General features: G+C 71.7%; 19 protein-coding genes and 1 pseudogene. 16 read left to right on the plus strand and 4 right to left on the minus strand.

Annotation, left to right across the window (positions count from 1 at the left end; genetic code table 11):
* Positions 1 to 213 precede the first annotated feature (213 nt).
* From ACFV4P_RS24845 to ACFV4P_RS24865, 5 genes and pseudogenes are all read left to right on the plus strand, one after another.
* The gene (locus tag ACFV4P_RS24845) at positions 214 to 810 is read left to right on the plus strand and encodes a hypothetical protein (RefSeq protein ID WP_380474617.1); all 597 of its coding nucleotides are present in this window, start codon (positions 214 to 216) and stop codon (positions 808 to 810) included.
* Positions 810 to 2,021 (plus strand): peptidoglycan-binding protein, encoded by a 1,212-nt coding sequence (locus tag ACFV4P_RS24850; RefSeq protein WP_380474619.1) that lies wholly within the window; start codon positions 810 to 812, stop codon positions 2,019 to 2,021. Before ACFV4P_RS24845 ends, ACFV4P_RS24850 begins: the two co-directional genes overlap by 1 nt.
* Complete coding sequence (locus ACFV4P_RS24855; RefSeq protein ID WP_380474621.1) at positions 2,018 to 2,746, plus strand: ABC transporter ATP-binding protein; 729 nt, start codon at positions 2,018 to 2,020, stop codon at positions 2,744 to 2,746. The genes ACFV4P_RS24850 and ACFV4P_RS24855 overlap by 4 nt, the downstream gene beginning before the upstream one ends.
* A complete protein-coding gene (locus ACFV4P_RS24860) occupies positions 2,743 to 3,978 on the plus strand; it encodes an ABC transporter permease (RefSeq protein ID WP_380474623.1) in 1,236 nt (411 codons plus the stop codon). The genes ACFV4P_RS24855 and ACFV4P_RS24860 overlap by 4 nt, the downstream gene beginning before the upstream one ends.
* A 191-nt stretch (positions 3,979 to 4,169) precedes the next feature.
* Positions 4,170 to 4,406: pseudogene (locus ACFV4P_RS24865) on the plus strand (LLM class flavin-dependent oxidoreductase); the annotation flags it as partial.
* A 52-nt stretch (positions 4,407 to 4,458) separates the two neighbouring features.
* Here the strand turns inward: ACFV4P_RS24865 and ACFV4P_RS24870 are convergent.
* Both ACFV4P_RS24870 and ACFV4P_RS24875 read right to left on the minus strand, forming a co-directional pair.
* Positions 4,459 to 4,860 (minus strand): DNA-binding protein, encoded by a 402-nt coding sequence (locus tag ACFV4P_RS24870; RefSeq protein WP_380474625.1) that lies wholly within the window; start codon positions 4,858 to 4,860, stop codon positions 4,459 to 4,461.
* A complete protein-coding gene (locus tag ACFV4P_RS24875; protein ID WP_380474626.1) occupies positions 4,857 to 5,105 on the minus strand; it encodes a hypothetical protein in 249 nt (82 codons plus the stop codon). The genes ACFV4P_RS24870 and ACFV4P_RS24875 overlap by 4 nt, the downstream gene beginning before the upstream one ends.
* 63 nt (positions 5,106 to 5,168) lie before the next feature.
* On the opposite strand from ACFV4P_RS24875, the gene ACFV4P_RS24880 reads away from it, so the two are divergent.
* From ACFV4P_RS24880 to ACFV4P_RS24925, 10 genes are all read left to right on the plus strand, one after another.
* Positions 5,169 to 6,056: an LLM class flavin-dependent oxidoreductase gene (locus tag ACFV4P_RS24880; protein ID WP_380474628.1), complete on the plus strand. Its 888-nt coding sequence runs from the start codon at positions 5,169 to 5,171 to the stop codon at positions 6,054 to 6,056.
* A gap of 111 nt (positions 6,057 to 6,167) precedes the next feature.
* Positions 6,168 to 7,559, plus strand: coding sequence for a hypothetical protein (locus ACFV4P_RS24885; RefSeq protein ID WP_380474630.1), 1,392 nt, complete (start codon positions 6,168 to 6,170; stop codon positions 7,557 to 7,559).
* Positions 7,560 to 7,758: 199 nt separating this feature from the next.
* Entirely contained in the window at positions 7,759 to 8,700 is a 942-nt protein-coding gene (locus ACFV4P_RS24890) for a hypothetical protein (protein ID WP_380474631.1), read from the plus strand.
* A gap of 34 nt (positions 8,701 to 8,734) precedes the next feature.
* Entirely contained in the window at positions 8,735 to 9,625 is an 891-nt protein-coding gene (locus tag ACFV4P_RS24895; RefSeq protein WP_380474633.1) for a hypothetical protein, read from the plus strand.
* Positions 9,622 to 10,503, plus strand: a complete 882-nt coding sequence (locus tag ACFV4P_RS24900) for a hypothetical protein (protein WP_380474635.1) — start codon at positions 9,622 to 9,624, stop codon at positions 10,501 to 10,503. The genes ACFV4P_RS24895 and ACFV4P_RS24900 overlap by 4 nt, the downstream gene beginning before the upstream one ends.
* Entirely contained in the window at positions 10,500 to 11,489 is a 990-nt protein-coding gene (locus ACFV4P_RS24905; protein ID WP_380474637.1) for a hypothetical protein, read from the plus strand. The genes ACFV4P_RS24900 and ACFV4P_RS24905 overlap by 4 nt, the downstream gene beginning before the upstream one ends.
* A gap of 154 nt (positions 11,490 to 11,643) precedes the next feature.
* Positions 11,644 to 12,705 (plus strand): ABC transporter ATP-binding protein, encoded by a 1,062-nt coding sequence (locus tag ACFV4P_RS24910; RefSeq protein WP_380474639.1) that lies wholly within the window; start codon positions 11,644 to 11,646, stop codon positions 12,703 to 12,705.
* The gene (locus ACFV4P_RS24915) at positions 12,702 to 13,598 is read left to right on the plus strand and encodes an ABC transporter permease (RefSeq protein ID WP_380474641.1); all 897 of its coding nucleotides are present in this window, start codon (positions 12,702 to 12,704) and stop codon (positions 13,596 to 13,598) included. Before ACFV4P_RS24910 ends, ACFV4P_RS24915 begins: the two co-directional genes overlap by 4 nt.
* A gap of 9 nt (positions 13,599 to 13,607) precedes the next feature.
* On the plus strand, positions 13,608 to 14,522 hold the full coding sequence (locus tag ACFV4P_RS24920) for an ABC transporter ATP-binding protein (protein WP_380474643.1): 915 nt from the start codon (positions 13,608 to 13,610) through the stop codon (positions 14,520 to 14,522).
* Positions 14,523 to 14,532: 10 nt separating this feature from the next.
* Positions 14,533 to 15,249 (plus strand): ABC transporter permease, encoded by a 717-nt coding sequence (locus ACFV4P_RS24925; RefSeq protein ID WP_073817957.1) that lies wholly within the window; start codon positions 14,533 to 14,535, stop codon positions 15,247 to 15,249.
* 92 nt (positions 15,250 to 15,341) lie between these two features.
* On the opposite strand, the gene ACFV4P_RS24930 is transcribed toward ACFV4P_RS24925, so the two are convergent.
* Both ACFV4P_RS24930 and ACFV4P_RS24935 read right to left on the minus strand, forming a co-directional pair.
* Positions 15,342 to 16,586: a CynX/NimT family MFS transporter gene (locus tag ACFV4P_RS24930; protein WP_380474645.1), complete on the minus strand. Its 1,245-nt coding sequence runs from the start codon at positions 16,584 to 16,586 to the stop codon at positions 15,342 to 15,344.
* Between the two features lie 63 nt (positions 16,587 to 16,649).
* Complete coding sequence (locus tag ACFV4P_RS24935; protein ID WP_380474647.1) at positions 16,650 to 17,369, minus strand: FadR/GntR family transcriptional regulator; 720 nt, start codon at positions 17,367 to 17,369, stop codon at positions 16,650 to 16,652.
* 324 nt (positions 17,370 to 17,693) lie between these two features.
* Between ACFV4P_RS24935 and ACFV4P_RS24940 the strand changes: the two genes are divergently transcribed.
* The gene (locus ACFV4P_RS24940) at positions 17,694 to 19,544 is read left to right on the plus strand and encodes an LCP family protein (RefSeq protein ID WP_380474649.1); all 1,851 of its coding nucleotides are present in this window, start codon (positions 17,694 to 17,696) and stop codon (positions 19,542 to 19,544) included.
* Positions 19,545 to 19,586 lie beyond the last annotated feature (42 nt).

Consider the following 19,586-nt stretch of genomic DNA (forward strand, 5'->3'; position numbering starts at 1 on the left):
CGACCCCCTTCGCGTGTTGTTCTGCGGTGGATTCCGGGCCACGGTGGACACCCCGTGGCGGCGTCGCGTCGCCCTCGGCCGGCCCCGACCAGGCTGCGCCGTACCCGGTTAGCTCCGGGTTAGGGCCGTGCGAACCCGGTCCCAACCCGCGGGCGCGTAGACCTGCCTCATGCCGGGCGGCGACGGGCCGCCCCGTCGAGAGGGGACCCTCTGATGCGCAACCCTCCCACACGACACCGCGCCCGGATCGGCAGAGCGGTGGCCGGGACCTCCGCACTGGCGCTCAGCTCGGTCCTCATGCTGTCCGCGTGCTCCTCGGGCGGCTCGGACAAGAGCCACAAGGTCGCCTCGCTCGGCGACAGGAAGATCCCCTCCAGCGCGCCACCCGAGGCGGCGGCCGGCGAGCAGGGCGACATGGTCAAGTACGCGGGCTGCATGCGCGAGCGCGGCGTGGACATGCCGGACCCCGGCCCGGACGGCAGCATGCAGGCCGGACCCGCGCTGTCGGTACCGGCGGGCTCCGACGGCGTGGAGCTGAAGAAGATGGAGGACGCCGGCAACGCGTGCCGCAAGTGGCTCCCCAACGGCGGTGTGCTCACCGAGAAGCAGAAGACCGAGCAGCGCGAGCAGCAACTGAAGATGGCCAAGTGCCTGCGCGAGCACGGAGTCGACGCCCCCGACCCCAATCCGGGCGACGACCAGGCCGGTACGGCGCCGGTCCCGTCGGGCGCGGACCGGGGCAAGTTCGAGGAGGCGTTCAGGGCGTGCGCCCCTGCGGGCGGCAACACGTCTGCGACGGTGGGCGGCTGATGGGCAGGCGTACCCGCACCGCCGTGATCGTCGGAGTCACGGTGGTGCTCGCGCTCGGCGTGGGCGGCGCGCTGGTCCTCGTACCGGACGGCAAGGACAAGGTCACCGCCACGGCCAAGGACCAGGCCGGCGCGACCGCGCCGATCGTGCAGGGCGACCTGACGGTCACCGCCGACGTCGGCGGCACCCTCGGCTACGCGGCGACCGGAAGCATCTACGCACAGGCTCCCGACCCCGGGCAGAACCGGAACCAGCCGGACAACGGAGCCACACCCCCGCCACTGAGTGGCGGCAAGCCGCCCGGCGGCCCGTCCAAGGACGACAGGAAGCAGAACGAGGACGACCAGGACGGTGGTACCCGGATCTTCACCCAGCTGCCCAAAGTCGGCGACACCGTCAAGCAGGGCGAGTCGGCGTACCAGGTCAACGGCCGTCCGGTGACGCTGTTCTACGGCGAAGCGCCGCTGTGGCGGGCACTGTCCAAAGGGGTGACCGACGGCGTGGACGTGCGGCTGCTCAAGTGGAACCTCGTCGCGCTCGGCTTCGGCAAGGACCTCCGGGTCGACGACAAGTTCACTGACGGGACCACTGCCGCGGTCAAGCGCTGGCAGAAGTCCCGGGGAGTTCCGCAGACCGGCCGGGTCGACCCCTCGGCCGTGGTCGTGCAACCGGCCGCCGTTCGGGTGGCCTCGGTCAAGGCCTCGATCGGCGCACCCGCGCAGGGCGAGGTCGCCGAAGTCTCCGGCACCGGTCGCCAGGTCACCGTGCCGCTGCCGATCGACAAGCAGACGCTGGCCAAGCAGGGAGACAAACTGACGGTCAGACTGCCCGGCGGCAAGGCCACCACCGGCACGATCAGCTCGATCGGCACCGTCGCCGAGAAGGGCGAGAACCAGAACGGCGGCCCGGGCGGTGGCGGCACGCCGACGATCAAGGTCGTCGTCACGCTCGACACGCCCGAGGAAGCCGGCACCCTCGACAGCGCGCCGGTCACCGTCGGGTTCACCAGCCAAAGCCGTAAGGGAGTCCTGTCGGTACCCGTCAACGCCCTCGTGGCGCTGGCCGAGGGCGGGTACGCCGTCGAGGTCGTCGACGGCACAGGCAACAAACGCCTGGTCGGAGTGGAGCCGGGCCTGTTCGCGAACGGCCGCGTCGAGATCACCGGCGAGGGCCTCGCCAAGGACCAGAAAGTGCGGGTGCCCGGTTCATGACCCGCCCATTCGCGAACGCCACGGCCCGGACGGTGCGCGGCGAACCGGTGATCGAGCTGCACGCGGCGTCCAAGACATATCCCGGCGGCCTGACCGCCCTTGACAACGCCTCCTTGACGATCCGACAGGGCGAACTCCTGGCCATCGTCGGCCCGTCGGGGTCCGGCAAGTCCACGCTGCTCAACCTGATGGGCACCCTGGACCGGCCGACCGCGGGCAGCGTCGAAGTACTCGGCCACGACATCGCCAAGCTGTCGGACCGCCGCATGTCGGCGGTCCGGGCCCGCTGGATCGGCTTCGTGTTCCAGCAGTTCTTCCTCTCCCCGCACCTGACCGCGCTCGGCAATGTGGCGACCGGGCTGCTGTACCACGGCATCGGCCACTCCAAGCGTCGCGAACGCGCCGCCGAAGCCCTCGTACAGGTCGGTCTCGGACACCGGCTGGGCCACCACCCGCACGAGCTGTCCGGCGGTGAGCGGCAGCGCGTCGCGATCGCCCGCGCGGTGGTGTCCAGGCCCGAGATCGTGCTCGCCGACGAACCGACCGGCGCGCTGGACTCGGTCTCCGGGGCGGCGGTGGTCCAACTGCTGCGCGACCTCAACGCACAGGGCACCACGATCGCGGTCATCACCCACGACCCGCAGCTCGCCGACACCCTGCCCCGCCGGGTACGCATCCTGGACGGTCGGATCCGCGAGGACACCGCCGCCGGGGCGGCCACATGACCGCCGTTCCGCGGGAGTCGACTGGGACCGCACAGTCCAGGCGCCCGCTGCCCAGCCCGGCGCGGCTTCGGCCGCGGGATGTCCTGTCCGTCGGCCTGTCGGGCCTGCGCGGCCGCAAACTGCGTGCTTTCCTGTCCGCACTCGGCATCGCGATCGGTGTTGCCGCGATGGTCACGATCGTCGGCATCAGCACGTCCAGCCAGGCCAGGCTCGCCGACCAGATCGCCAAGCTGGGCACCAATCTGCTGACCGTCGGTCCGGGCCAGAACTTCATGGGCGACAAGGCGGCGCTGCCGCCCGACGCGGACGCGATGGTCGAGCGGATCGGCCCGGTCCTGTCGGCGACCGCCACCGGCAACACCTCCGCCACCGTCCGGCGCAACGACCGGATCCCGACCACCATCACCGGCGGCATCGCGGTCCTCGCCGCCCGCGACGACCTGCTCGGCACCATCGGCGGCAAGCTGCGCAGCGGCCGGTTCCTGGACCCCGCGACCGACAGGTACCCGGCCGTGGTGCTCGGCAGCAAGGCCGCGAAACGGCTCGCGGCAGAGGCACCGGGCGGTCAGGTATGGCTGGGCGAACGCTGGTTCACCGTGATCGGCATCCTCGACCCGGTGCCGCTGGCCGAAGAACTCGACACGGCGGCGCTGGTCGGCTGGGAAGCCGCAATGGCATACCTGGGCTTCGACGGGCATCCGACCACCGTCTACACGCGCACCACCGAATCAGCCGTCGAAGACGTCCGCGACGTGCTGGCTCCCACGGTCGACCCGGGCGCGCCCAACGAGGTCAAGGTCAGCCGTCCCTCCGACGCGCTGGCAGCGCAGTTGGCCGCGAAGGACACCTTCAACGCGCTGCTGCTCGGCCTGGGCGCGGTCGCGCTGCTGGTCGGTGGCGTCGGCGTCGCCAACACGATGGTGATCGCGGTCCTGGAACGCCGCCAGGAGATCGGCCTGCGCCGCGCGCTCGGCGCCCATCGGGGCCAGATCCGCATGCAGTTCCTCACCGAGGCGGTCACTCTCGCCGGACTCGGTGGCATAGCGGGCGCAGCACTCGGCGGACTGTCCACCTACGGATACGCGGCCGCCAAGGACTGGCCGCTCGACATCCCCACCAGCGCGCTGGCGGCGGCGGTCGGAGCCTCCGCAGTGGTCGGCGCGATCGCGGGCCTGTACCCGGCAGGCCGCGCGGCCAGGCTCACCCCGACCGAGGCACTGGCCACCGGCTGACGCCGCACGCCCGATCAGCCGTCCGGCCCGCAGCCACTGTGGTGCGGGCCGAATGGCTGGGCAGCCGAAGTCGGACACCCGGCCGGCCCCGGAGCCGGCAGCCAACCCGATCCGGGGCCGACAGCCCTCGGCACTGGTGAAGCGGCCGACGGCCACCGCGACGACCACGGGGCCGGACTAGGGTCGATGACATGCGTCTCAGCACAGTGATCCTCCCCGTCCACCGGTGGGGCGAGGGGCAGAAGATCTGGCGGCGGGCCGAGGAGCTGGGGTTCCATGCGGCTTATGCGTACGACCACCTGAGCTGGCGGAGCTTTCGGGACGAGCCGTGGTTCGGGTCGGTGCCGACGTTGACGGCGGCGGCGTGTGCGACCGAGCGGATGCGGTTGGGGACGTTGGTGACCTCGGTCGAGCCTCACTCACCCATCGCGCGCTGACCTGTGGAAAAGCGGGCCATGAATGCCCCAGCCCGTCGTCGGCTCAGAGCGCGATGAGTTGGACGTGGGAGCCGCAGAGCTTCGCCATGTCGTCGACGTCCGAGGTCAACATGGCCACCGGACCTGGCTGGCGGAGCGCCATCTCGGCGATGGTTGCGTCGATGGCGTACTTGTGTCCATGCAGACCAGCCTGCTTGAGAAGCGTCGCGGAGGCCCTGGCCGCATGCTCGGTCACGGGCTCGATCCTGACCTGCGAGAGCACCCAGTTCAGTCGGGCGGTGTTCGCCTTGGCATGTGAGATCTCCACGATGGTGTTGGCACCAACGACCAGGCCGGCCCCCATCGAGTGAAGAGCCTTGATCATCGCGAGCACCTCCCGGTCCTGTGAGATCCAGGCAGACATTCCCTGGGAGTCCAGCACCACAGTCTCGATCCGCGCACTCACGCGGCAGCCGCTCCGCTGCCCGGCTCGGACGCGCCGAAGATCCTCGCGTGCGCGGCAGCGAGCTCCTCTTCCGTGAACGCGCCGTGCTCTTCCTCGTACTGGCGGATTTCCTCGCCGAGCAACTGGTGCCTGATCTGTCGGGCCACCGCCTCGGCGACGTAGCCGGAGATGTTGTCCGTGAGCTTCTTCAGCTCGGCCACCTGCTCAGTGGGCAGGGTGACCGTGATGCGCGTGGTAGCCGCCATGAGGCAAGCATACTGCGAGTATGCATGAGTCTGTCGGGCTTTCGCCGCCGTAGGGTCGCCCGTATGCGACTGAGCACGGTGATCCTCCCCATCCACCGGTGGGGCGAGGGGCAGAAGATCTGGCGGCGGGCCGAGGAGCTGGGGTTCCATGCGGCTTATACGTACGACCACCTGAGCTGGCGGAGCTTTCGGGACGAGCCGTGGTTCGGGTCGGTGTCGACGTTGACGGCGGCGGCGTGTGCGACCGAGCGGATGCGGCTGGGGACGCTGGTGACCTCGCCGAACTTCCGGCATCCGGTGACGTTGGCGAAGGACCTGATCACGCTGGACGACGTGTCCGGCGGGCGGGTGACGCTGGGGATCGGGGCCGGCGGGACGGGGTTCGACGCGACGGCGATGGGGCAGGAGGCGTGGTCGCCGAAGGAGCGGGCCGACCGGTTGGGCGAATTCCTGCCGCTGCTGGACGAGTTGCTGCGGGAGGACGCGACGACGCGGGAGGGCGAGTACTACTCGGCGGTGGAGGCGCGGAACATCCCGGGCTGTGTACAGCGGCCCCGGCTGCCGTTCTACGTGGCGGCGACCGGCCCGCGCGGGCTGCGGCTGGCGGCGGAGTTCGGGCAGGGCTGGGTGACGTACGGCGACCCGAAGGGGCCTGCGGACGTGCCGGTGGAGCAGGCGCCCGGCGTGATCGCGCAGCAGATCGAGAAGCTGACTGCGGCGTGCGAGCAACGAGGCCGGGACGTCGGCGAGTTGGAGAAGCTGCTGCTGCAGGGTTCGACGGCGGAGAAGCCGTTGGAGTCGTTGGGCGCGTTCGTCGACTGGGCGGGGACGTACCGCGAACTGGGTGTCACCGAGCTGGTGGTGCACTGGCCGGTGCCGGACTCGATCTTCGCAAGCGACCTGGCCGTTTTCGAGGAGATCGCCACCGAGGGCCTGAGCCAGCTGGGCTGACTGATCGTCACCGAACGTGACGGGGGTCGCCGCCGGGACGGTGGGTGGCGAGCCCTAGGCTCGTCGGAGTCCCGGGGCAGTCCCGGGGCGGTGGCCTCAGGAGGGGTACGGATGAGCGGGGACATCGGCGGGTCCGGGCAGCGGCCCGGCGGGCAGTGGGGGCAGGGGCAGCAGCCTCCCGGCCAGGGTCACTGGCCGGGGTACGGGCAGCCCGGCCCGGGAGTCGGCGGGTGGGGGCAGGGCCCGTGGGGGGCCGCGCCGGTCGCGCCGAAGCCCGGCGTGATTCCGCTGCGTCCGCTGTCGTTCGGCGAGATGTTCAGCGCCGTGTTCGACACCCTCCGTCGCGGCTTCAAGGCGCTGTACCTGCCGCTGCTGACGGTCGCGGGCATCGGCGCGGTGCCGGTGGTGCTGGTCTCGCTGATGCTCGTGGGCGACCTGCGCGACGCGCTCGACCGGCTGCCGGCCGACGAGGCGGACGTCACCGCCGGGCAGCTGTGGGACGTGATGAGCCCGGTGCTGCTGCTGGGCCTGGTGCTCGGACTGGTGCTGCTCGCCCAGTTCATGATCGCCGCCCCGCTGTCCGCGGTGGTGCTGCGGGCCGCGACGCTCGGCCGTCCGATCACGGTCGGTCGGGCCTGGAAGGAGATGCGGCCCCGGCTGTGGCCGGCGGTGCTGTCGCAGGCCATGGTGTACCTGCCGATGATGGTCTTCTACCTCGCGGCGATCGGCGTCCCGTTCGCCCTCGGGGTGTGGCTCGACAACCCCGCGCTGCTGCTGCTGGACTTCCTGATGATCCCGGTCGTCATGGTCGTCTTCTGCTACGTCACCGTCCGACTGACCCTGCAGGTGCCGGTGCTGGTGCTGGAGGAGACCACGCCGGTCGGCGGCATCCGCCGCGCCTGGCGGCTCAACCAGGGCAACTGGTGGCGCAGCCTGCTGCTGACCGTGGTGGTGGCGCTCGCCGGCCGGATCGCGGCCAACATCGTGATGGCCCCGCTCGGGATCGTGCTCGGCGGCATGATGCCGACCGTCGTCATCAACGACTCCGACCTGCAGCAGCCCGTCACGCTGCCCGGCAGCGGTGCGCTGACCGCCCTGGTGCTGGTCGGTTCGCTGCTCATGCTGCTGTTCAGCACGGCCACGGCGCCGCTCGGGGCGCTCGCCAACGGCGTGATGTACATCGACCGCCGGATTCGCAACGAGCGCCTCGACATCGCCCTCGCGGAGGCTGCCGGCATCCGGCTGGCCGACCCCGCCGCGCCGGCCGCTCAGCCCGCGCCGGCCGCTCAGCCCGCGCCGAGCGCTCAGCCCGCCGCGCCCGCGCAGCCGGCTCCGGCGGTGCCCGGACAGCCGCCCGTGCCGCCCGCGCAGCCGCCCGTGCCGCCCGCGCAGCCGCCCGTGCCGCCCGCGCAGCGCGCGCCCGAGGAGGCGGTCGCAACGCCCGCCGATGCCCCGTCGGAGCAGCCTGCTCCGTCCACGAAGGATGACTCGGCCACGAGCTGATCCGGTCCCGGTTGCGGTTCGGTCACGGGCTGTCCGATTGGCTCTGGATTGCGGCAAATCGGCAGCCCTATCGTGTTGTTGACGGGCTCACAGGACTCCCATAATTCGTGCACCGCATGGTGACACCGGCGTTCGGGCCGACCGGGGGGACGGCCCGTGGTGCCATGCGGTCGTCCATGCGCACTCTGGGGGGAGACCCTTGTCCGTTTCCGAACCGACCCCTGGTCAGGAGTCGGCCGCCGAGCCTGCCGACCGGCCGGCGGCCACCGAGCCCAACCCGTCGCCCGTCCCTACCCCGGCCGACCCTGAGCAGACGCTCACCGAGCAGACCGGCCCCGAGCAGGTCGACGTCGAGCAGGCCCTCACCAAGCAGCCCGCCGCAGGCCGCGGCGGGCTGCCCCGGGCGGCCGGCGTGGCGCTCGCGGTGGCCGGCCTGCTCGCGGTGACCGCGACCAGCGCGGCCGTCACCGTCGCGGTCGGCAAGCCCGACCGGAAGGGCACGGTGGCCGCCGCCCCGGCACCCACTGCGAGCGCCTCGGCCAGTGCCAGTGCCAGTGCGAGCGCCAGCGCCTCGCCCAGCCCGTCGCCCAGCGCGCCCCCGTCCGCGACCGTGGTGCCGCGCCCGGCCAGCACGCTGCAGGGCAGCGTCTCCGGCGGCAAGCACAGCGGTGACCTGCGCTACTTCCTGCTGCCGGTGCCGGACAGCGCCGACCCGTACGGCTCGCCGGACGGCGCGATGCTGAGCATGGACGACCTCCAGGCGCAGTACGGCGACGACACCGACATCAAGTCGGTGCTGGACTCCTGGGGCTTCAAGGACGCCGCCGGCCGCACCTACCGGCTCCGGGACGGCAAGACCGAGGTGCGCACGGAACTCAAGCGCTTCAGCCGCACCGACCGCGCGCAGGGCTTCGCGGACCACACCACCTTCAGCAAGGACGCGTTCGACATCGACGGCGTGTCGAACGCCAGGGGCTACATCTTCAAGCCCAAGGAGCAGGCGTACACCGGTGCGCTGATCGGTATCGGCGTGGTCGGCGACGTGGTCTACGAGATCACCGTCGAGGTGCAGGGCGACCCCGACAGGGCGCTGCTCTTCGACGCCATGAAGCGCGAGCGCGACCGCCTCACCAACGGCTGACGGCCGTCCCGAACTCTTCTTCCAGGAGTACCAGTTGAGCACCGAGTCCACGGGCGCCGCAGAGCCCGGGGCGGCCGCCGCCGTGCCGTCCGAACCCCCGACGACAGCCCCGCCCGTCGCCCCTGCACCCGTCCCCGCCCCCGGTTCCGCCGAAGTGCCGAGCGAGTCGCCCGAGGCCTTCGGGCAGGTCGAGCTGCTCGCGGGGGGCGAGGAGCAGGAACCCGCCCGCAAGAAGCGGAAGTTCGGGGCGACCGCGCTGTTCCTGACCGCCGTGGTGGCCGGTCCGGTGATCGGCGGGGTGGTCGGCTACGGCATCCAGGCCTCCCGTCCGGCGACGCCGCTGCCGAAGCTGGCCGCGCCGAAGCTGACCTACTCGGCCGAGCGGATCGACGCCAAGGCGCTGGCCGCTTCGGGCCCGCAGCCGCTGAACATCGACGGCGACCTGCGTGACCTGCTGATCAAGCGTCCGGACAACACCACCGACGAGAACGACGGCGACGGTGACGGCTGGCTGACCGCCGCCGACATCTCGGAGACCTTCGGCGACAGCGCCTGGGAGATGAACGACCTGCTGTCCAACGGCTTCCGCCGGGCGGCGCAGGTCAGTTGGTCCAGCAACAACGTGAAGTACCGGGTCAACCTGATCCAGTACATGCCCGAGAACGTGAACAAGGTGGCCGGCGCGATGCTGCCGCGCCGCTCCGACCTGGACCTCTCGAAGATCCCGGGCAACAGCGACAGCCTGCTGATGGTCTCCAACAAGCCCTCCAAGTACGCGCGCAGCAATGAGCAGTACTACTGGGCCGGGGCGCTGGCCCGGAAGGGCACCGTGCTGATGAGCATCGAGGTGTTCTCCAAGAACAACCAGGTGGACCGGTCCCAGCTGGAGGACATCGCCAAGCGACAGTGGGAGCGGATCGCGTGACCGACATCGAATCCCCCGAGCCCGCTGCCACCGCGCAGCAGCCCGAGGTCAAGACCCCGAACGTCGAGACCGCGGCCCCCGAAACCGTCGGGACCGCCGAAACCGTCGGGACCGCCGCAGCCGGCGAGGCTGCCGAGGCTCCGGCCGTGAAACCGCGTCGTACCGCGCTGAAGGCGGTCGCCGCGGTGGTCGTGGCGGCGCTGGTCGGCGTCGGCATCGGCGAGGCGATCATCAAGGTCCACTACAAGGAGACCGACGCCCCGGTGGCGGCGGCCCCCGCGCCGTCGGCGACCCCGGCCCACGAGTTCGGTGCGAAGTCCAACGGCAACCACTTCGGCAGCCTGCGCGACCTGCTGCTGCCGCTGCCGTCCGGCTACCACCTGGGCCCGGACTACAAGTCGATCGGCAACGACAACGAGCTGCGCGACGCGGACCTGGACAAGGCGCTGAAGGAGACCCTCGCCGACGTTCCGGAGAAGTACCGGAAGGACGCCGAGAGCGCGCTGTCCTCGCTGCACATCCAGGGCATCGGCGCGCGCAGCATGGTCACCCTGGACAACCAGACCGTGATCACGCTGCTGCTGAGCCAGTTCAACCAGCAGGCGGTGGCCGCGGAGAACAGCTCGTGGGGCAAGTGGTACACCGACAACGAGTTGTACCGGGTGGGCCCGGGCGTCGCCGGACACGGTGAGGCGCACTGCGCGCTGCCGACGCTGAAGGCGGGCGACCAGCTCGACTACCTGCAGTGCTACGCCGGCGTGGGCGACATGCTGGTGCAGATGGAGGTCGCCGGGGTCGCGCCCCTCGACCAGAACAAGGTCGTCGACCTGTTCCGTCAGCAACTCGAACGACTGGCCGTCCCGGGAGCCTCCGCATGAGCACCGACATCACCCCGAACCCCGAGCCGTCCGAGCCCGTCGAGCCCGTCGAGCCCGTCGAGCCCGTCGAGCCCACCGGGTCGGCCGACCCGACCGACCCGGACACGGCCCCCGAAACGGCCCCCGAAGCGGCCGGTGACGCCGTCGCGGCCCCGAAGCCGGACCGCAAGCGGGCCTGGCAGGTCGGCGCCGCGCTGCTGCTGACGCTGGTGACCGGCGCGGCCACCGCCGTCGCGGTGACCCTGCCGGACCGCACCGACCTGCCCGGCCTGGCCACGCCGAACGACGGCCGGTACACCTTCCCGGAGTTGACGCTGCCGCCGCTGCCGGCGGGTGCCTCGGCCCCGGCCGAGTACAAGATCAAGACGCACGCCGCCGACCTGCGGGGGCTGCTGCTGCCGCTGCCCAAGGGCGCCGTCGGCACCGGCCCGTCCGCCGCCCCGAGCGCCGCCGGGTCGGCGTCGCCGTCCGCGAGCCCGAGCGCGTCCGAGTCGGCGAGCGCGTCCGGCAGCGCCTCCGCGAGTGCGCCCGCGAGCCTGCCGCCGGTGGCGGGCCGATGGATGCCGTGCGACCTGGACATGATGCTGGCCAAGGACGAGTCGTACGGCCAGTGGCTGATCAGCGATGCCTGCCGGGGTGCGGCCGCCCAGGGCTGGACCACCAAGGACGGCACCCGCACCGAGCTGCGGCTGATCCACTTCGGCTCGCAGGACGAGGCCAGCCGCTTCTTCGGGTCGGTGAGCCTGATGCCCGCCACCAAGGACATCGAGAACTCGCACACCGACGTCGACGGCAAGTACGCGGTGGCGCTCGGCCAGGTCAACGTGCGGCTCTCTGACGCGGAGGCCGGCGGCGTGGCCACCGGACGGCTCGGCTGGGTGCAGTGCGGCGACGTGGTCGCGCTGGTCCAGATGACCAACCCGCACGGCGTCCCGAGCCAGGCGTTCCACCAGGTGGTGCTGCTGCAGAGCAGCCTGCTGGCCTGAACGACCTTGCCGCAGAGATGAGTTGACGGATCGACCGGCCGGCCCCGCCCCCGGTACCCCTAGGGGGTGGGGCCGGAGCGTCATCCCGTGGGCTGACTGAACATCGGCCGCTCAGCTCATTACGCGCCCGGGCGGCCGGGGCTAACTTGAGACCGTGTCCACAGTCATCAAGACGGACGGCCTCAGCAAGAGGTTCCCCCGGGTCACCGCCCTCGACCGGCTCACCGTGGAAGTGCAGCCCGGCGTGGTCGGACTGGTCGGAGCGAACGGCGCGGGCAAGTCCACTCTCATCAAGATTCTGCTCGGGCTGTCCCCGGCCACCGAAGGCACCGGCCAGGTGCTCGGCCTGGACATCGCCACCCAGGGCGCGGAGATCCGCGAACGGGTCGGCTACATGCCCGAGCACGACTGCCTGCCACCGGACGTGTCCGCCACCGAGTTCGTGGTGCACATGGCCCGGATGTCCGGCCTGCCCGCCGCCGCCGCCCGCGAGCGCACCGCCGACACGCTGCGCCACGTCGGCCTGTACGAGGAGCGCTACCGCCCGATGGGCGGCTACTCGACCGGCATGAAGCAGCGCGTGAAGCTCGCCCAAGCCCTGGTCCACGACCCGCAGTTGGTGCTGCTGGACGAGCCGACCAACGGCCTCGACCCGGTCGGCCGGGACGAGATGCTCGGCCTGATCCGCCGCGTCCACACCGACTTCGGCATCTCGGTGCTGGTCACCACCCACCTGCTGGGCGAGCTGGAGCGCACCTGCGACCACCTGGTGGTGATCGACGGCGGCAAGCTGCTGCGGTCCTCCTCCACCGCCTCGTTCACCCAGGCCACCCAGCTGCTCGCGGTCGAGGTCACCGACCACCCCACCGACCGGGCCTTCGACTCCGAGACGGTGCTGCGCGAGCGCCTGACCGCCGCCGGGCTGCGGGTGCGCGCCGACGGCAGCCGCATCCTGCTGGTGGAACTCGCCGGCGACGACACCTATGACACCGTCCGCGACACCGTGGACGACCTCGGCCTCGGCCTGATCCGGCTGGAGCAGCGCCGCCACCGGGTCGCCGAGATCTTCAGCACCCGCCTCGACGAGAACGACGAGAACGACGCGAACGACCAGCACGGCGACGGCGGAAACGGCGAGCACGGCGGGACCGGCGAGGAGCACGAGGAGCACGAGCAGCAGGCCGCGGCCGTGCCGGCAGGAGGCGAGCAGGCATGACCACCCCCGCCCAGTCCCATCGCGGTGTCATCCACGACATCGGCTACCGCCCGTACACCGGGCCCCGGTTGGGCCGCCGCTACGCCACCCGTTCGCTGTACGTGCAGGGCCTGCGCGCCGCGTTCGGCCTCGGCCGCTCCGGCAAGTCCAAGGTGCTGCCGTTCCTGCTGTTCGGCGGACTGGTCCTCCCGACGCTGGCGATCATCGCCATCGTGGCGTTCGCCGGTCTGAAGCAGATGCCGATGGACTACACCGAGTACCTGTCGTACTTCGGCGTCCTGGCGCAGATCTTCCTGGCCGCGCAGGCCCCCGTGCTGATGTCCCGCGACCTGCGCCACCACGTCGTGCCGCTGTACTTCTCCCGGCCGGCCAGCCGCGGCGACTACGTGGCTGCCAAGTTCGCCTCCATGTTCAGCGCGCTGATGATCCTCCTGACGCTGCCGCTGCTGGTGCTGTTCCTCGGCGCGATGCTCAACAGCTTCCCGTTCGGCGACAACCTGGCCCACCTCTGCTACGGCCTGGTCGCCGCCGTCCTGTACGCGCTGCTGTACTCCGCGCTGGGCCTCGCGATCGCCGCCGTCACCCCGCGTCGCGGCTTCGGCGTCGCCGCCATCATGGGCGGCCTGATGATCACCAGCGGGCTCGCGCAGATCGTCCGCGGGCTGACCGGCGGCTTCAGCTCCGTCCCGTCCGAGTCCTCGCACTGGGCCGAGCTGATCTCGCCGACCCGCACCATCGAGGGTCTGGTCAACAAGGTCTTCGGCACCGGCGGCGACAACTTCGACAAGATGCTCGCCCCCGGCACCACCGGCGTGCTGGTGTACGCCGCGGTGATCGTCCTCCTCACGGCCGGCAGCTACGCGCTGACGCTGCGCCGCTACCGGAACGTCTGAGAGGCAGCCATGGCCGTCATCACCATCGACAAGGTCTCCCGCTGGTTCGGCAACGTGGTCGCCGTCAACGACGTCACCATGACCATCGGACCGGGAATCACCGGCCTCCTCGGCCCCAACGGCGCCGGAAAGTCCACCCTCATCCACATGATGAGCGGCTTCCTCGCGCCCTCCTCCGGCGCGGTCACCCTGGACGGCGCGCCGATCTGGCGCAACCAGCAGGTCTACCGGCAGATCGGCCTGGTCCCCGAGAAGGAGTCGATGTACGACTACCTGACGGGCTGGGAGTTCGTCCTCGCCAACGCCGAACTGCACGGCCTCGCCGACCCCGGCACCGCTGCCAAGCGGGCCCTCGCGCTGGTCGAGATGGAGTACGCCCAGGAACGCCAGACCGGCACCTACTCCAAGGGCATGAAGCAGCGCGTCAAGATGGCCTCCGCGCTGGTCCACGACCCGGCGGTGCTGCTGCTGGACGAGCCGTTCAACGGCATGGACCCGCGCCAGCGCCTCCAGCTCATGGACCTGCTGCGCCGGTTCGGCGCCGACGGGCGCACCGTGCTGTTCTCCTCGCACATCCTCGAAGAGGTCGAGCAACTCGCCCGGCACATCGAGGTGGTGGTGGCCGGACGGCACGCCGCATCCGGCGACTTCCGCGAGATCCGCCGCCTGATGACCGACCGTCCGCACCGCTACCTGGTGCACTCCAGCGACGACCGGCAGCTGGCCGCCGCGCTGATCGCGGACGGCTCCACCGCCGGCGTCGAGTTCGACGCCGGCGAGGGCCTGCGCATCCAGGCGGTCGACTTCCAGGGTTTCACCACGCTGCTGCCCAAGGTCGCCCGCGAGGCCGGCATCCGGCTGTACACCGTCTCCCCGGCCGACGAGTCGCTGGAAAGCGTCTTCTCGTACCTGGTCTCGTCCTGAAGGGCCCCCGATGAACACCACCGTCGCCAGGCTCACCGCGCGCGGCCTGTTCGGCCGCCGGCGCATCCTGATCCTGCTGGCCGTCCCGGTCATGCTGCTGGTCATCGCGGTGATCGCCCGCAACAGCGCCATCGACAAGCTGGAACTCGCGCACAGCATCCTCGGCAGCCTCGCCCTGGGCACGCTGGTCCCGATCACCGGCCTGATCACCGGCACCGGCGTGATCGCCACCGAGATCGAGGACGGCTCGATCGTCTACCTGCTGTCCAAGCCGCTGCCGCGTTGGAAGATCGTCACCACCAAGCTGGCCGTCGCCGTCGGTGCCAGCTGGCTGCTCGCCGCCCTGCCGACCTACCTGGCCGGCCTGATCCTGTACGGGACCGCGGACGGCATCGCGGCCGGCTACGCGCTCGGCACCCTGGTCGCCGGCACCGCCTACAGCGCGCTGTTCCTGCTGCTCGGCGTGGTCACCCGGCACGCCGTGATCGCCGGTCTCGCGTACGCGCTGATCTGGGAGAGCCTGATCGGCAACTACGTCGAGGGCGCCCGCACTCTGTCCGTCCAGCAGTGGGGCCTGTCGCTGACCAAGGCGATCGCCGCCGACGGCGCCGTCACCGCCCCGGTCGGACTGACCACCGCGGTCTGGCTGCTGATCGTCGCCGCCGTCGGCGCGACCGCGCTGGCCTCGGTCAAGCTGTCCGGCCTCACCCTCAACGGCGAGGAGTAGCACGCCGGTTGTGCGAAACGGCGGGGACGGCTGCGTGCCGTCCCCGCCGTTCGTTGTTCAGCGTTCGTCGTTCGTCGTTCGTGGTGTGCCGGTCAGACCGTGCGGTCGCGACCCGCGCCCCAGCCGGCCACCGCCGCCACCGCGGCCAGCGCCAGCATCACGATCAGCGTCGCGTCCCAGCTGCCGGTCAGCTGCTTCAGGGTGCCGCCGCCGACCGGGCCGGCCGCCGCCACCAGGTAGCCCACCGCCTGGCTCATCCCGCCGAGCCGGGCCGCGCCCAGCACGCTGTCGGTGCGCAGCACGATGAACGCCAGGCCCAGGCCCAGCGAGCCGCCCTGCGCCAGGCCCAGCACCGTCGCCGAGAACCAGGCGCCCGACACCGGGGCCAGCAGCAGCCAGGCGATGCCGGCCGCGTTCAGCCCGGCCATCGCCAGCGCCAGCCCGCGCTGCCGGGTCATCCGGCCCGCCATCAGCGGCACCAGGAACGCGCCGACCACCTGCACCAGATTGCTGAACGCGAACACCAGACCGGCCTCGCCGCGCGCCATCCCGTGGTCGGACAGGATGGTCGGCATCCACGCCACCAGCGTGTACACCAGCAGCGAGGAGATGCCCATGAACGCGCTGATCTGCCACGCCAGAGGGGACTTCCACGGGCTGACGGCGGGCCGCTGCGGCACCGCCGTCGGGGCCGCCCGCAGCGGCTCGGTCGGAGTCTGACGGGCCTTCAGCACCTGCGGCAGCCAGGCCACGGCGGCGACCAGCGCCAGCACCGACCAGGCGCCCAGCGAGGCCTGCCAGCCGCCGCCCAGGGCGTGCTCCAGCGGCACCGACAGCGCGGCCGCCATGGTCGCGCCGACCAGCATGGTGGTCGAGTAGACGCCGGTCATCATGGCCGCCCGGTGCGGGAACTCCCGCTTCACCAGGCCGGGCAGCGACACGTTCAGCACCGCGATCGCCACGCCGATCACCACGCAGCCCGCGTACAGCGTCGCCACCGACGGCAGCACCCGCAGCAGCACGCCCGCGCCCAGCGCCAGCACCGCGCCCAGCACCACCCGCTCGGTGCCGAACCGGCGGGTCAGCCGCGGCGTCAGCGGCGCGCCCGCGCCCTGGAACAGCACCGGCACCGTGGTGATCAGGCCGCTGGCCGCCGCCGACAGGCCGAAGGTGTGCTGGATCTCCGCCACCATCGGCGAGACCGCCGCCAGGCAGGCGCGCATGTTCAGGGCCACCAGCACGATCCCCGTCAGCAGCAGGGCGGGGTGGGCGAACCATGCGGTTCGGGTACCGACCTTCTGGTCGAGGGCAGGCTGCGCGGTACGAGTTGCCGACATGGCGGGGCTGACTCTCTGTGCGGGTGAACGAAGAAGAGGGGAGGACCGGGCAGTCGGCGTGCGCTACTTGCGCGCGGCGATCTCGGCGAGCAGCTGCTCGACCGCCGCCGTCGGCTCCGCCAGCAGCTCCCGACAGGCCGCCTCGGCCCGCTCCGGGTCACCGCTCTCGATCGCGTCGACCAGCGCCGCGTGGGTGTCGATCGCCACCTCGGGCATCTCGTGGTCGCCGAACGCCGCGCGCATCGACTCCCGCACCGAGGCCCCGAAGTACCGGTACACCTCGGTCAGCGCGGGGTTGTGCGCCGCCTCCACCACTGCCGTGTGGAACTCCAGGTCGTGCTCGACGGTGGCCTCCCGGCCGGCCCGCTCGGGGTGCGCGGCCATCACTTCGGCCTCCCGGGCCAGCGCCGCCCGCATCCGGGCCAGGTCGTCGGGGGTGTGCCGCTCGGCGGCCAGCCGGGCCGCCTCGGTCTCCAGCGCGGCACGCACCTCCAGCACGTCCCGCACCCCCGAGCGCTGCACGCCGCGCAGCACCGACGCCGGGTCGCTGGTCGAGCGGACGAACGTCCCCTCGCCCTGCCGGGAGACCAGCATCCCCGCGTGCACCAGCACCCGGATCGCCTCCCGCACGGTGTTGCGCCCGACCCGCAGCCGCTCGGCGAGCTCGTGCTCGGTCGGGATTCGCGACCCCACCGGCCAAGCGCCGGCCGCGAGTTGCTCGCGCAGCTGCTCGATCGCCTCGTCCACCAGCGAACGCCGCCCGGCCGCTTGCAATCCCTCCACGGCGGGCTCCCTTCTCGTTCACAGATCGACGTCGGTCATCCTACAACTCCTTGTCCGGTCATCCTACAACTGCCCCTGGCGTGCGGAAATGCCGCACCGGAACGGTCCTGGGCGGCGTCGCGGGCGCGGTGGAGTCTGATGTCTCACACGGAGAACGGGAACCGGCGGTCAGCACGCGGCGTTCCAGAGCACGGAGTGGTGCCCCGGGCCGTGACTTTCGAAATGATCCCTTTATATGCTCCGCTCTCTAGCTACTTCCGTCCGCCCAGCAGACGGAGCGGTTGCTGAGGCGCCCGACGGCCGCCTCCGGCGAAGGGTGCAGGTATGGCAGGCCAGAGGGCGGGGGCGTCCGACGCGAACGCCGGCTGGTGGGAGAACGAGCCGCCGCAGAGCGACGCCCACCGGCAGGACGCACCGCCCGCGGGAGTGCCGCGCCGCCGCGCGGGCAGCCACGACGACCAGGCGGCCGGCGGCCGGGCCGGGGGCCGTCGGGCCCAGGGCCGCGGCCCCGCCGCCACCCCGCCGCGCAGCGGGCGACGGGCGGCCTCCGCTCCCGCCGCCGAGCCGGAGACCGAGTCGTCGGGCGGATCCGGGTCGGGCGGATCCGGGTCGGGCGGATCCGGGTCGGGCGGATCCGGGTCGGGCGGCCGGGGCGGGTCCCGCCGGGCGGCCGCGCAGGGGCGTCGCAAGCCCCGCAAGGCCAAGAAGATCATCATCTGGTCGCTGGTCGGCGCCTCCGTCGCCGTGGTCGGCACCGGCGGCTACGTGTACTGGCGGCTGAACGGCAACATCTCGTCCTTCGGCCGCGACGGAATCGCCAAGGACCGCCCGGAGGCCGCCGCGCCCGACTCCCAGGGCCGCCGCCCGATGAACATCCTGCTGATCGGCTCCGACTCGCGCGACGGCGCCAACAAGGACCTCGGCGGCGGCGAGGAGGGCGGCGCCCGCTCCGACACCACGATCCTGTTGCACGTCTACGCCGACCACAAGCACGCCGTCGGCGTCTCCATCCCCCGCGACACGCTGGTCGACATCCCCGAGTGCCAGCTGCCGAACAAGAGTTGGACCAAGCCGAAGAGCCAGACCATTTTCAACAGCGCCTTCTCGGTCGGCAACAGCGAACAGGGCAACCCCGCCTGCACCTTGAACACCGTCGAGAAGCTCACCAAGCTGCGCGTCGACCACACCATGGTGGTCAACTTCGAGGGCTTCGCCGCGATGACCAAGGCCGTCGGCGGCGTCGAGGTCTGCCTGCCCAACCCGATCCACGACTACGACCTGAACCCCAAACTGCCCAAGACCGGCGGCAAGGAGATTTACCCCAAGGGCGTGCAGAAGGTCGAGGGCCAGGCCGCCCTCGACTACGTCCGGCTGCGGCACGGCATCGGCGACGGCTCCGACATCGGCCGCACCAAGCGCCAACAGGCCTTCCTGGCCTCGCTGATGAAGTCGGTCAAGTCCAAGGGCATGAGCCCGACCAACCTGCTGCCGCTGGCCGACGCCGCCACCAAGTCGCTCACCGTCGACCCGGACCTGGCCGGCGTCGACAAGCTGCTCGACCTGGGGACGTCGCTCAAGGACATCGACCTGCACGACATCAAGTTCCTCACCGTGCCGTGGCGCTACCAGGGCGACCGGGTCGCCCTGGTGCACCCCGACGCCGACCAGCTGTGGGCCGCCCTCAAGGCCGACCGCACCCTCGACGGCCAGGACGCCTCCGGCGGCCAGAGCCCCGCTCCGAGCGAATCCGCCGCCCCGTCCTCCAGCGCCCCCGCCACCCCGGTCAACGGCACCGGCATCAAGGTCGGCGTCCTCAACGGCAGCGGCGCCACCGGCCTCGGCAACAAGGCCGCCAGTGCCCTGAAGGCCGCGAACTTCACCGTCACCGGCACCGGCAACGCCAGCAGCCAGAACCACGCCACCACGGTGGTCCAGTACGGCTCCGGCCAGAAGGCCAACGCGGAGGCCGTCGCCTCGCTGTTCCCCGGCGCCACCGTCGAAGCCGGCTCCGCCGCCGGCATCTCGCTGATCCTCGGCAAGGACTACGCCGCGAGCGCCGGCAGCGGCAGCGCCCAGGGCGGGGCCAGCACCGACCCCGGCCCGGTCTCGTCCGACGTCGCCAAGGAGGCCCGCTCCGCGGACGACGACGTCTGCTCCAACGTCAGCTACGGCTGACCGGCCCCCCGCAGCACACGAAAGCGCCACCGGCCCTCGGCC

Source organism: Kitasatospora sp. NPDC059795, assembly GCF_042732175.1.
In the GTDB taxonomy this organism is placed as follows: Bacteria; Actinomycetota; Actinomycetes; order Streptomycetales; family Streptomycetaceae; genus Kitasatospora.

Coding starts and splice junctions, on each gene's coding strand:
- ACFV4P_RS24925 (WP_073817957.1), top strand. CDS start 14,533: ATGAACACCACCGTCGCCAGGCTCACCGCGCGCGGCCTGTTCGGCCGC.
- ACFV4P_RS24930 (WP_380474645.1), bottom strand. CDS start 16,586: ATGTCGGCAACTCGTACCGCGCAGCCTGCCCTCGACCAGAAGGTCGGT.
- ACFV4P_RS24845 (WP_380474617.1), top strand. CDS start 214: ATGCGCAACCCTCCCACACGACACCGCGCCCGGATCGGCAGAGCGGTG.
- ACFV4P_RS24920 (WP_380474643.1), top strand. CDS start 13,608: ATGGCCGTCATCACCATCGACAAGGTCTCCCGCTGGTTCGGCAACGTG.
- ACFV4P_RS24860 (WP_380474623.1), top strand. CDS start 2,743: ATGACCGCCGTTCCGCGGGAGTCGACTGGGACCGCACAGTCCAGGCGC.
- ACFV4P_RS24915 (WP_380474641.1), top strand. CDS start 12,702: ATGACCACCCCCGCCCAGTCCCATCGCGGTGTCATCCACGACATCGGC.
- ACFV4P_RS24885 (WP_380474630.1), top strand. CDS start 6,168: ATGAGCGGGGACATCGGCGGGTCCGGGCAGCGGCCCGGCGGGCAGTGG.
- ACFV4P_RS24905 (WP_380474637.1), top strand. CDS start 10,500: ATGAGCACCGACATCACCCCGAACCCCGAGCCGTCCGAGCCCGTCGAG.
- ACFV4P_RS24940 (WP_380474649.1), top strand. CDS start 17,694: ATGGCAGGCCAGAGGGCGGGGGCGTCCGACGCGAACGCCGGCTGGTGG.
- ACFV4P_RS24875 (WP_380474626.1), bottom strand. CDS start 5,105: ATGGCGGCTACCACGCGCATCACGGTCACCCTGCCCACTGAGCAGGTG.
- ACFV4P_RS24850 (WP_380474619.1), top strand. CDS start 810: ATGGGCAGGCGTACCCGCACCGCCGTGATCGTCGGAGTCACGGTGGTG.
- ACFV4P_RS24880 (WP_380474628.1), top strand. CDS start 5,169: ATGCGACTGAGCACGGTGATCCTCCCCATCCACCGGTGGGGCGAGGGG.
- ACFV4P_RS24855 (WP_380474621.1), top strand. CDS start 2,018: ATGACCCGCCCATTCGCGAACGCCACGGCCCGGACGGTGCGCGGCGAA.